The sequence below is a fragment of the Brevibacillus sp. HB2.2 genome (genome assembly GCF_013284275.1).
In the GTDB taxonomy this organism is placed as follows: domain Bacteria; phylum Bacillota; class Bacilli; order Brevibacillales; family Brevibacillaceae; genus Brevibacillus; species Brevibacillus brevis_D.
The window spans coordinates 46,668-58,134 of sequence record NZ_JABSUV010000014.1 but is presented as its reverse complement, the minus strand read 5'-3'; the positions used below and the strand labels follow the sequence as shown (position 1 = coordinate 58,134).

General features: G+C 46.4%; 6 protein-coding genes. All 6 read left to right on the top strand.

The window, feature by feature from the left end; translation table 11 throughout:
* Positions 1-5 precede the first annotated feature (5 nt).
* A complete protein-coding gene (locus HP401_RS12395) occupies positions 6-4,730 on the top strand; it encodes a non-ribosomal peptide synthetase (protein ID WP_173605215.1) in 4,725 nt (1,574 codons plus the stop codon).
* A gap of 135 nt (positions 4,731-4,865) precedes the next feature.
* The gene (locus tag HP401_RS12390; protein ID WP_015891546.1) at positions 4,866-6,143 is read left to right on the top strand and encodes an MFS transporter; all 1,278 of its coding nucleotides are present in this window, start codon (positions 4,866-4,868) and stop codon (positions 6,141-6,143) included.
* A 96-nt stretch (positions 6,144-6,239) separates the two neighbouring features.
* A complete protein-coding gene (locus HP401_RS12385; RefSeq protein WP_217366061.1) occupies positions 6,240-7,445 on the top strand; it encodes an efflux RND transporter periplasmic adaptor subunit in 1,206 nt (401 codons plus the stop codon).
* 3 nt (positions 7,446-7,448) lie between these two features.
* Positions 7,449-10,490: an efflux RND transporter permease subunit gene (locus tag HP401_RS12380; RefSeq protein WP_173605213.1), complete on the top strand. Its 3,042-nt coding sequence runs from the start codon at positions 7,449-7,451 to the stop codon at positions 10,488-10,490.
* Between the two features lie 176 nt (positions 10,491-10,666).
* Positions 10,667-10,870 carry a hypothetical protein gene (locus HP401_RS12375; RefSeq protein ID WP_026043127.1) on the top strand — a complete coding sequence of 68 codons (204 nt, stop codon included), beginning with the start codon at positions 10,667-10,669 and terminating at the stop codon, positions 10,868-10,870.
* 129 nt (positions 10,871-10,999) lie between these two features.
* Positions 11,000-11,467, top strand: a complete 468-nt coding sequence (locus HP401_RS12370) for a MarR family transcriptional regulator (protein WP_173605212.1) — start codon at positions 11,000-11,002, stop codon at positions 11,465-11,467.

Sequence of the window (11,467 nt, the reverse complement as noted above, 5' to 3'; positions counted from 1 at the left end):
GAGGTTTGAATGGTGTTCAAATTAAAAATATATACCGCTTGACACCAATGCAAGAAGGCATGCTATATCACTTTATCCTTCATCCTGAATCAGAGGTCCACTTCGAACAAACGGTGATTACGATGGAGGAGTCGTTGCGGCTTGATCTCCTTGATCAGAGCTTTCGCGACTTGGTCGAAAGATTCGATATCCTGCGAACAGTCTTTCACTATAAAGATAGTAAAAAGCCGCTGCAAATCGTGTTGAAGCAAAGAGAAGCAGCTATTCAGATCGAGGACATCTCTGACCTGACTCAGAATGAACAAGAAGCATTTGTGGAGCAATTTCTTGTACGGGATCGGAGCAAAAGATTTGATCTGGAAAAAGATTTGTTGTTTCGGATGACCGTTATGAAATTGAGTGAGTCGAAATACAAGATGGTGTGGAGCTTCCACCATATTATTATGGATGGCTGGTGCTTGGGGATTGTCGCAAAAGACTTTTTCCATATCTATCGCTCGTATCTTCAAAATAAGAAGGCTGAGCTGGCTCCACCGTATTCCTTCAGTAGCTATGTCACTTGGCTTGGCAAGCAAAATAAACAAGAAGGACTCTCGTTCTGGCGAGATAGTCTGGATGGATTTGATCAGCAATCTCCTTTACCGGTTGAATATACTTCAACCGGTAAAGGGTACCAACGAGAATCGATCGTGTTCCGCATTGATCGGGAAACGACTGCCCGTTTGGAGCAAATAGCGAGATCAAATGATGTGACACTGAGCATCGTCTTTCATTCCCTTTGGGGATTGGTGCTGCAACGATACAATTATGCCAATGATGTTGTCTTCGGATCAGTCGTTTCAGGCCGTCCCTCTGAGCTCGTTGGTGTAGAAGAAATGGTTGGGCTGTTTGTCAATACGATCCCCATGCGGATTCGCAGTGAAGGCAAACAGACTTTTTCGGAGTTGCTCGGGCAGGTGCAACAATTCTTCACAGCCACAAGCAGCTACCAATACATGTCTCTGGCGGATATTCAGTCCGAAACCACATTAAAACAAAACCTGATTCAGCATCTGATGGTCTTTGAGAACTATCCATTGACGGAGGAGGCATCCGATGAAGATGGAAAAGGCGGTTTATTCGGAATCACGGATGTCCAAGGATATGAGCAAACCAGCTATGACTTCAACTTGTGCATGATTCCCGGGAAGGAATTAGAAGTTCACTTTATTTATAACGCACTTGCCTACAGTGATGCCTACCTGCAAAAAGTGCGAGCGCATTTGAATCAGCTGATTCAAAGTGTCGTCCGCAATCCTGACCAGCCGATTGCGAACATGCAAATGGTCACGGACGAGGAGCAGGCTCTCATTCTGCAACAATGGAATGACACGGAGATGCTGGTTGATCAAACGCGAACGATTGACCAGCTATTTAAGGAACAGGTCAAAAAGGGACCGCATCATATTGCCGTGGTCGATCAGGATGGCAGCTACACGTATCAAGAATTAGATGACAAGTCCGATGCGCTGGCTCACGTGTTGCGTAAGAAAGGGGTAAAACCAGGCAGCGTTGTTGGTGTGATGGTGGAGCGTTCTACCGCTTACAGCCTCGCCATCTTGGCCGTTTTAAAAGCTGGCGGTGCCTTTCTCCCAATTAGCACCGACCATCCGAGCGAACGGATCAGCTATATGATCGAAGATAGTGGGGCCAGCATTGTTTTGGTCCATGATCCGACGGTAGCGTACGCAGAGCGTATTCTCCCTGCAACAATGTTGATCAATCTTGATGATAGGAGCAAATACACCGACGTTACATCTGATGTACAGACCCTTCATCGTTCTAGTGACCTGGCCTACGTCATCTATACCTCCGGGTCAACGGGAAAGCCAAAAGGGGTAAGGCTACACCACGTCGGAATCGCCAACCTCCAGCAGTTTTTCATCAACGATCTCGGCATCACCAAAAATGACAGAGTGTTGCAGTTTGCCAGCATCTCCTTTGATGCCTCTGTCTGGGAATTTACGATGGGGGTATTGACGGGGGCGAGATTGGTTATTGTTTCAAAGGAAGTCGCACTCGAATCGCAGGCTTTCAGTGAGTATTTACTGCGGCATGAAGTAACGGTCGCGACGCTCCCGCCTACATTCGTGACGTATTTGGAGCCGGAAAATTTCCCGAAATTGCAAACGTTAATCACCGCAGGTTCCGCAACAAACTGGGAGCTCGTGCATAAATGGAGCGCGCATTGCCGATACATTAACGCATACGGTCCAACCGAAACAACCATTTGTGCAACGACTTGGACGTATGAAGGGCAAGAGGAGCTGCCGCAGCAAGTTCCAATCGGGAAGCCCATCGCCAACACAAAAGTATATGTGTTAGATCCGCATGGTCATTTGCAGCCTGAGGGAATTCCAGGTGAGTTAGCGATTGCGGGCATTAGCGTCGCTGATGGCTACATCAATCGAGAGGAATTGACGAACGAGAAATTTTTGGCAGATCCGTTTACTTCTGGTTCAAGGCTCTACAAGACGGGAGATATGGTGAAATGGCTTGCGGATGGAAGTCTGGAATATTTGGGGCGAATGGACAACCAGGTCAAGATACGCGGTTTCCGTATCGAGCTTGATGAGGTTGAAAACGTGATCCAATCCCAGACAGGAGTGAAGGAAGCAGTCGTGTTGGCCCAAAAACAGCAGGGAGGAGAAGCCAACCTGATCGCTTATCTGGTCTGGGAACAGCCTGAGTGGAACAGAGATTTGCGTCAGGAGCTTTTGGCTACCCTTCCGGCCTATATGGTACCAACGTATATCCACGTCCTTGAGAGAATGCCTGTAACACCGAATGGAAAAATAGATCGGAAAGCATTACCTGAGCCTGTCATGATCAGGGAGGCGGGTAAGCAACTGAACCCACCTGTTACAGAGCAAGAGATGAAGCTGGCGGAAATCTGGAAAGAAGTGCTCGACCTCCAGGAAATCAGTGTGGATGACCATTTTTATGATCTGGGCGGGCATTCTATCAAAGCGATCCAACTGGTAGCGCGACTGCATAAGGAAGGCATAGAAGTAAAGATTCAAACGATCTTCCAATACGATACGGTCAGAGCGCTAGCAGGATATGTAGATACCGTAAACCGGATTCGTACCACAAAAGCGCACGATAAAAATGAGCTGGAAACCTTGATCTACGCCCATTTCCAAGTACGAAGCAACTATGTAGAGGTGCCGTTCGGAAGCAAGCCCCGAGCTGTTCTGTACGTGGAGGAAAATGCGCGGGACAAACACCAAGAAATCCTGTCCTTATTGCGTAGATCTTGTGATCCTTCGATTCAGCCGCACGCCATTCAATATCTGAATCTCGGGCAAAAAGCATGGGAAAAAGAGAAGAAGCTTTCCCAAGAGGCTATGTTTGACGAGGCGGAATCGTTGTCCTGGCAGGAACGCTTCGTCAACGACCTTGATCAGCAGCTCCTTCGTTATTCGGAGGCGATCATCAATCAGCAGACCTTTGTCAGACAGCCGCTGTCACCTTCACAGCGCTATCATGTACAGGAAAAGGACATTTCTGGAACCGTGATTCGCTTTGAGCGGATGATCGATTCTAGGACGCTGGAAAAGGCCTTTCTTAACGTCTTAGAGCGGCATCATTTGCTGCGATGCACGCTGGCTTTTGAGGGAGAAGAGCCATATTGGAAGGAATATCCTTGCCCTAGTGAAATTGCACTCCCTGTTGTTGATGTATCGGGCGCTTCGGAAGAAAGAAAAGAAGCGGTGCGCCATCGTTTACAGAGCGAATATTTTTACAAGCAGGATGATTCGATCGGCTCGTTGTCATACAAAGTGATCTTGCTGAAAGAGAGCGAGAAGGAGTACTCGTTCATATTCCCGGCGTCGCATCTCATTTTTGATTTTATTAGCAGTGAGGTTCTGCAAAACGACTTGAACCTGTATTACGAAGCTTTGGAGAATGGCACAGAACTCCCGGAAAATGGTCGGAATACGTATTGGGACTTTGTACGGCAAATCACGAAGGGTCCAGTCGGAATCGAAGATCAGCAGATTATGGAGGAATTTGATCTTCACGGATTTGAGAATAGTCTTTTGTCAATCGAAAGACAGCTTCCATCTTCATCCGCTTTGGACGGATACACGATTGTTACCTGCGAAATGGATATGGATAACCCACAGGAGATAGAAAATGCGCGGATTCCGATTGCTCTTTTAGCCAGATTTTGTGAAAGAAGTTATGGAATCCAAAAGGCTCCCATCTTTCTAATGAACTTTGGCAGATCCTTTATGGGGAACCATTTCTTCGATGTGCTTGGCGAGTGCATCGATCATATTCCGCTTCATATTGATCCGTCGTGGAGTCTCGATGAGATGGAAACGTATGTGAAAGTTCGGTTGGATCTCGCAAAGGAGAGCAACATTCATTTCACCAATCTCGTGCAAAATCCAGACGTAACGGAGAACTATTCTCTTTCCCATCACTCACTCATCCAATCCTTACAGATGACACCTATGATTTGCAACTTCTTGGGTGAGCAGAACAAGAGTCAACCAAGTGAATACGATCACCTGTTTATAAAAGGGAAAAAGCGAATTCTCTTTGAGGCTTCTTATACATCCACGGGTAAAATGACTATTTTTATGGCTTTGCCATATCGAGAGGATGAACGGAAGCTGAGAGCGGTCTTGGAGGAGGAAGCGAAAAAATTGATAGGAATGCCTCTAGTCATACGCTAAGAGTGGCCTAGGCATCGTATTGAAAATCGGCAGATGGATTCCGCTCTATTCCGGGTTTATGACCGTGATGTGTAGCGGGATCATCTTGCCGAAATAAATCGTCACCTAGAGGGATTACTATTCAGGGAGGTTAAGATGGGCAACCAAACATACGGATTAAATATTTTTCTCTTTTCTTTTACTCGTTTCATCACGGAATTAGGTAGTGGTGTATACAAATTTGCTCTTGCTCTTTACATTGCGGATGTGACGGGTTCTTCTGCTGCATTTGCAACTGTTCTGGGCTTTTCGTATTTGCCAGGGGTGCTGATTAATATTTTTGCAGGTGCCTATATTGATAGACACAACAAGAAAAAGATTATGATTGTCACCGAGCTGTTAAGCGGTGCGCTCGTTCTCTTGTTTTTACTGTTTTTCCTTCAGTTTCCCACGAATCTATGGCTGTTTGTCGGATACGCCTTCGTGATCAGTACCATTCAGGCTTTTACGTATCTCGCTTTGCAAGCATCCATTCCTGAGCTGGTAGATGAGGACAGAGTAGGAAGCATGAACTCTATTTACCAAGCAATCAGCGCCATTCTCAATGTAGCGGGTCCTTTGGTAGGGGCGATTGCCTATCGTTTAATGGGGATGGAAATGATTTTGCTGATTGATGGTCTTTCTTTTATCGGAGCAGGTATCTTGCAAATGTTCCTCCGTTTCCGCAAGGCCGAGGTAGTACAGGAGACAACACAAAGCTATACAGAAACAATCAAGGAAGTCTTCCAATATATCCGAGAACAGGTTGTTATCAAGTACTTGTTCCTGATTTTCCTTTTGCTCAACTTTATTTTCCCTCCGCTCATGTACGTGGGGCTGCTGCATATTGCCTATCGAGTCGAAAAAGTATCGATGGAGCAATTCTCCTTTATTCAGTCCTCCTGGTTTATTGGGATCATTATCGGAGCGGCTATTGTCTCGATGAAAAAGGTAAGCAAATACGTTGAGAATAAAATCTTCCTTTTGATTCAAGTGCAAGGGATTCTCTTGATGTCGTGGATCTTTCCGATTTTTGTTCCGGAAACGAGTAACGCCTCGTGGATCATTACGGGCGTGTTTGTCGGGATTTTATTGGTCTCCGCCATCTTCAACTCCATGGGGAACATCCCTATCTTTACCTTTGTTCAATTGAACACGCCTGAGCATTTGCGTGCCAGCATGTTTGGTGTGGTCGGCACTTTTACCGGAGTGGCCGTACCGTTTGGGATCTGGTTGTACGGTATTTTACTGGAGGCCGTTTATTGGCCGTATCTCGTGTTGGCCTCAGGTGCCGTCATTTTCGTGATTGCCTTGATCGCTCATCTGAACAAGCAAGTGAGTCAATACTTTAAGAAAAAAGAAGAACAGGTTGTTGCTACAGACAAGTCTGCTTGAGCAAGGTCACGATAACGATAACGAGAGAGAGAATAGGATGTCAGCTTCATTCAAAAAGACAATGACAAAACTACTGGAGGACTCTACGTGAAGAGTATGCACTATGTCGTTTTGACCGTTGTACTGATGTTCATCACGGGATGTGGAGTCGAAACGAAACAGGAGACGGAGCAAACGAAACAAAAGATCGTACAGGTGCACACGGTAAAACAGACGGATTCCTTGCCGATCCCTCTTACTGCTATCGTTGAATACAAACAGGAGAGCCACTTAGCCTTTGGGGCTTCTGGTACGATTGAACGAATGAACGTAACAAAAGGGGCAAAGGTGGCACAGGGCCAGGTATTAAGTTCATTAAATACGAACTATTATCAAAAAGGGCTGGAAGCGGCACAAAGTCAGGTTCAAAGTGCATCTGCGTTGCGTTCAAAAACGTTGCAAGGAGCAAGCGCGGACCTCATCAGCAAGCAACGCTTGGCAGTGGACAGCCAGGAAAAGCGACTGAAGGATGCGCAGCGGAAATGGGAGACAGCTCAGGAGCTGTTTAAGGGCGGCGCTATTTCGCAGAGTGAGCTGGACAGTGCTCAGTCGGAAAAAGAGCAAATCGAGATTTCGCTACAAGAGGCGCGAATTACGTTGGATAAGCTGCTAAAAGGTGCGGAAGTCAACGAGATTGCTAGTGCGGATGCCAATCTGAAACAAGCAGCCAGTGAAGTAGAGCTCGCAAAGAAAACCCTTCAAGAAACGCAACTCGTCGCGCCGTTTAGTGGTACGGTCATCGATGTGACCCAAAAGGCAGGCAGTCTTGCTCAGCCTGGTCAAAGTATCATTCACCTTGTCGACGGCTCGGAAGTGAAGCTAAAGGTCGATGTCCCATTGGATGTGATGGAAAACTACAAGCAAGGGGACACGGTGCCTGTGGCAGTGGAGGGAAAGGCTAAAATAACAGGGACCATAACATTTATCTCGCCCGTTCTCAACGAGGAAACGGGGAAGTATCTGGTAGAGATAGCTGTTTCCAATAAAGACAACGTGTTGATCGAGGGGATGGTCGCGACTGTAGAGATGTCACGCAAAGTAAACGGGATGCTCGTACCCGTCCAAAGCGTGGGCATTAAAGAAACACAGCGCTTCGTCATGGTTGTCGAGAATGGTGTACTCAAGAGACGCGATGTGGAAGTTGGGCAAATTATTGGAAATAACGTTGAGATTTTATCGGGTTTACAGTCAGGCAATCAAATCCTAATCTCCGGCATAACGTACTACGCCGAAGGAGAAGTCGTTACGGTGAAAGGGGAGTAACCGATGGACAAGGTCATTCTCTTTTTGCTGAAACGAAAAGTGATTCTCTATTTGTGTACATTCCTCATCGTGCTTACGGGAATCGGTGCTCTCTTTTCTTTCCATGTGGAGCTCGTACCGAAAACGAATTTGCCTTGGATAGAAGTGAATATTTCAGGAGGAGCGCTGCCGCCTGAAGAGATGGTGGAAAAGGTCACGAAAAAAATAGAGCAGGAATTGAAATCTGTAGCTGGGATTAAAAACTTCTCATCAAAAACAGGGACAGGGTTTTCTGGCATCTCGATCCTTGCTGAGGATGGGGAAGGTGAAAAGGTCAAGCAAGAGACCCAAAATATTGTGAATCGGCTGCGCAACGAATTTCCCAAAGTAGTGGATACTGTAACCGTCACGCAAACGAATTTAGGTGACGAGGACTTAATCGACTACGCAATAGTGGGTGCCGATACACAGACCATGCTCACCTTGCTGAAAACGACCATTAAGGATCGAATAGAATCCGTCCCGGGTGTGAAGGAAGTGGTCGTATCCGAGGACGGTTTTGAAAATAAGGTTGCGATAACATTTCGACCTGAACGGCTTACTACCTATCGAACGACACCAGCAGATGTTGTTGGTCAGCTACAGGGTACGAATTGGAAAAAAGCCGTGGGGATATTGGAAAATCCCGGGTTCGACACGGTTGTGATGATTGACAACAGTTTAAAGAATGTAGAAGAGTTCAAAAGCATTTTGATCAAGACACCCAAGGGCAAGGTTGCACTCGAACAACTGGCATCGGTGAGTGACTTGCGTGGAAGCGTGAAGGACGCTATTTCCATGACAGAAGGAAACCTCTTTGTGCAAATGAGTGTCAAGCGGGCTGCGGGGAGTGACCTGATCACCACACAGAAGAAAGTCGAGGAAGTTGTGAGGCAAATCAATGAGGAAGCGGGCGGAAGCTATGAGCTAAGAGTCATGTTTGAATCCGTCTCCTTTATTAAAAAAGCGATCACCAATTTGAGTCGAGATGTTGTCATTGGGGGAATATTGGCAATCCTCGTGCTCTGGGTATTCCTGCGAAATTGGCGTGTGACAATGGTCATCGCAACGACGCTGCCTCTCTCAATCCTGATGACGTTCATCGCACTGAAAGCTGCCGGATATAACATTGACATGGTGGTTTTGATATCACTGAGCTTGTCGATCGGATTGATTGTTGACGCCGCGATCGTTGTTCTGGAGAGTATTTATCATTTGAGAGAAAAAGGAATGCAGCTGAGACAGGCCATCGTTCAGGGCTCAAAAGAGGTGATAGCACCTGTATTTGCTTCCCAATTAACCTTGATTGTTGTGTTTTTACCGCTAGTGGTCGCGGATTTTGAACAGTGGCTGAAGCCTATCCTTCATACCATTGCGTTTACCGTTACCTCTACCATTCTTGCTTCAACGATTGCAGCTTTTCTGTTTGTTCCGATTTTTTCAGAGCGTTTTCTCCAACATGATAAACAGTTGCAGACCCCTAGCGAAGAAGGGAAAAATCGCATTGTTTCGCTCTTTCAGCGATTACTGCTGTTAACCCTTCGTCATCGAGTTCTCACATTGCTGGTGGCTCTTGGGGTGTTTGTAGGGGCCTTGAGTCTCTTCCCTTTGATTAAAATAGGAAACGGCTTGAATGCCAATGAGAATCAAATTTTTGCCACGTTAACAATGCCTGATGGCACTAGCTTGGAACAGGCGCGAACAGCAGCAGTTGAAGCGGAAAAAGCGTTACGAGAGCTGTCCGATGTGAATCAAGTCTTTTTTACGGCAAAGAAAGAGACAGTGGAGTTAAATATTACATTAGTGACCAAGTCGCAACGAACGCAAGAGAAAGAAGAACTTATGCAAGAAGTAAACGGTCGCTTGAATGCGATTGACGGTGTGGAACAAACGAGTATGGCATTTGGATTTTCAGGTAAATCGGCCCCCATTGAGTTGCAGGTTGCGGGCGAAGATTTGGAGGTTTCGCGGGCGATTTCCGCAAAAGTAGAAGAAATGCTGGCGAGCATTCCCGGTGTAGTCAATATTCGGAATGACTTCGAAAGAGGGAAAGAAAAAGTAACGCTCACACCGAATCAGGAGGCAATGTCTCAATTACAGGTTGACTCCGGTTCATTGGACAGCCAAATCAGCATGCTGCTTGGGGAGCAGCCCCTATCCACAATCAGTCAAAATGGTATCGAAACCTCGATTGTTGCCAGATTTCCAGAGACATGGGTGACACATCCTGACCAGCTCCAGCAGATCATGATACGAACAGAAACAGGCACGCAGGTGCCGCTACACGAGCTGGTTGATTTTCATTTCAGCAAATCTCCGATTACGATCAAACATGAAAAAGGAGAGCAAATCATCACGGTATCCGCTGAACTGTTGGGCACGGATATTGGTACCGCGGGCAGACAAATAAATGAGAAGCTGGGTACAGTGGAAATGCCTGCTGGATACAAGATTGAGATCGCTGGTGATTTGAAGGAACAGAATAACACCTTTACGCAAGGAATTCTTGTTCTGATAGCGGTCATCTCCCTTATTTATGTGATTATGGTTGCACAGTTTGGGAGGCTATCTCAGCCGTTTATTATCATGCTGTCGTTGCCAATGGCCTTGGTGGGAGTCATTCTCGGATTCGTGGTCACGCAGCGAACTTTTGGTGAGATGGCGATGATTGGGCTCATCATGCTGGTAGGAATTGTTGTTTCCAATGCGATTCTGTTAATTGACAGAATCAATCTGCTCCGCTCACGGGGGATGGGATTGGAAGAAGCGATTGTACAGGGCACGCGAGATCGTGTTCGTCCGGTAATCATGACCAAACTGACAGCGATCCTCGGTATGCTGCCGATGGGACTCGCTGTTGCGGAAGGAGCGGAACTAGAGGCGCCGCTTGCTACCGGGGTAATTGCGGGGCTGATTTTTCACACGCTCGTAACGCTTGTATTGGTTCCTGTTCTTTATTCGATCTTTGAGGGGATTCGCGAAAAGAGAGTAGCGCGAAAAAAAGCAACTCGCATTGCTGATATGTAAAAAGGAAAACGGGGCACGGCGCTGGTGAACCAGCGTTGTGCCCTCTAACCGTTTCATAGAGCCGAATAGCATGACGACAGGTGAGTCGACCAAGGGTGAAACACAACGATTTCTTTGCAACAAAATATTGGATGATTGCCATGTTGCTTGGTCACACTAAGGTGGGAGGTGTAACCATGGAACGAACCATTCAGGTCAATGGTGAGGATTATCATTTCGAGTCAACATATGATGGGGATTCACAGTACAACGTACAAGTACGATGTGGCAAAAAAGTGGTATCGAGTTTCAAAATCTCGGCCGGATCGGAAAGTGAAGTGTTTGAGGCAGCCCGTGCTCATTTCAGTGCCGATAAGGAATTGGGCAATCTAAATGGATAGAGATTGGTCTCGGAACGCAGCTTGCGAATGCAGGGCTGCGGTTTTTTCTTGCGTAAAAGGAAGTCTCATGATAAGGTTATTTTGTTTCCGCGGAAACAAAAGTCGAATAGATAAGGAGCTGATGCTGCATTGGACCCTAAAAAGAAGCTTTGGAATCGATGGATCACCTTCCTACATAAGCAGGAGGAGCGCAGCAAGCTACGTGAAGAGTTGCTATTGCGCCAGATCAAAAACAGTGTACCTGATTATGATAGAGTTGGAAGGTTATCCGTAACAGAGCTCCACGTCCTTCAAGAGGTAGGGGGAAAAGATCGAGTCAATGTTACGACAATTGCACAGCATATTGGGGTAACTAAGAGTGCGATATCCAAAATAACAGTCAAACTTTTGAAGAAAGGGTTACTCGAGCGCTATCAGCTCGAAGACAATCAGAAGGAAGTTTTTTTCAGGCTGACATCAGTAGGGGAGATGGTAAATAAGATTCACGAACACTACCATCAACGCCTGGAGAATGATGTGTACCGATTCTTGGATAGGTATACTCCCGATGAATTGGCATTTTTGGATGAGGTCATAAGAGAAGCAACAGAAGATTAG